This window comes from Corallococcus sp. AB030 (assembly GCF_003668965.1).
In the GTDB taxonomy this organism is placed as follows: domain Bacteria; phylum Myxococcota; class Myxococcia; order Myxococcales; family Myxococcaceae; genus Corallococcus; species Corallococcus exiguus.
The window spans coordinates 1-1,444 of record NZ_RAWQ01000439.1; the positions used below are offsets into that span (position 1 = coordinate 1).

1 protein-coding gene is annotated in these 1,444 nt (G+C 69.0%); it reads left to right on the plus strand.

Annotated features, from left to right (window positions below; all coding sequences use genetic code 11):
• The first annotated feature begins 110 nt into the window (after positions 1-110).
• Complete coding sequence (locus tag D7Y15_RS43445; RefSeq protein ID WP_120581729.1) at positions 111-1,430, plus strand: IS4 family transposase; 1,320 nt, start codon at positions 111-113, stop codon at positions 1,428-1,430.
• Positions 1,431-1,444 lie beyond the last annotated feature (14 nt).

Here is a 1,444-nt window from a genome sequence, read left to right on the forward strand (position 1 = left end):
CATCCGCGTCCGTTTAACGCGATGGAGAAAAGCAGAGCAGAATCAAAGACATAGGTGCAGCCGAGCAGGCAGGCCCGTCGAAACGGGGGGACGAGGAACATTCTCCTGGCATGAAGAAGAGCACTCCGAGGGTGAAGGTGGCAGAGGGACTGCGGGCACTGGTGTCGGCCGAGGACATCCTGGAGGCCGCGCGCCGGCTGGGGGCGCTGCAGCGCCAGCGCAAGGTGGACCTGGTGGCGCTGGTGGAGTCCACCGTGGCCGCGGTGACGCCCATGCCCGGCACGCAGACGACAGCCTTCGCCAATTACATCGCGCTCACCGGGCAGAAGCTGTCGCCCAGCGCCTTCTTCGAGCGTTTCAACCACGCCTTCGGGCAGTTGATGCGGGAGGTGGCGAGCCGAGCCGTCCAGGCCGTACGAGAGGCCGTCGGCGAGGACAAGCCCTTCAACGAGTTGGGGGCCCTGCTGGACGAGTTCACGGACGTGCAGGTGGCCGACTCCACGTGCCAACTGCTGCAGCGGCTGGCAGCGGACTGGGCCCCGTCCACCAGCGAGGCGAGGCCTGCCGCCTTCAAGTGGCACGCGCTGGTGTCGCTGAAGGACGAGTTGCCGGTGGCGGACGGCGTGACGCCGCAGCGCACCCAGGACACGCGCGCCCTGCCCGACGAGGCGCTGAGTCCCGGCACGCTCACCTTCATGGACCTGGGGTACACGGACACCGGCCGCTTCCTCGACGCGATTGAGGCCGGGGCTCATTTCCTGGTGCGGCTCAAGGCCCAGCATGACCCGAAGGTGCTACGGGTGCACGTGGGCAAGGGCGAGCGCGTGCGGGCGCGTGGCATGCGCCTGACTGACGCACTCCTGCAAGGTGTCCTCAAGGAGGAGGGCGGCGTCATCGACGTGGACGTGCAGTTGGAGAAGCACGGGCGCACGGCCTGCGCGCGCGTGGTGGCCGTGGAAGGGCCGGAGGGCGAGCGGCGCTGGTACCTGACGACGGTGGGCCGCGACGTGCTGACGGCGCACGAGGTAGCCGAGGCCTACCGGTTGCGCTGGCGAGTGGAGCTGCTCTTCAAAGCCCTCAAGTCCGGCGTGGGGCTGTCGGCGCTGCGCGCCACCCGGCCGGGCGCGGTGCTCTCGCTGGTGTACGCCAAGGTGATTGCCCTGGCCCTCTCGCGCCTGCTGGAACTGTCGATGCAACAGAAGGCAGGCGAGCCGGGCCAGGTGCAGGCGACAGGGCGGCTCGCCCTGGTGCTGGCACTGACTCGCTGCGCCCCGCTGCTGCTGTCGCATGCGATGATGAGCCGGGGCGTGACGCTGGAGCAGTTGGAGGAGCGCATCCTGCTCATCGCCGAGGTGACGGCCCGCTCACGCCAGCAGCGCCGAGAGCGCGAACGGCGGAAACGTGAGGCTTCCCTCGGGAGTGGCGGCTAAACCGGAAGCGGATG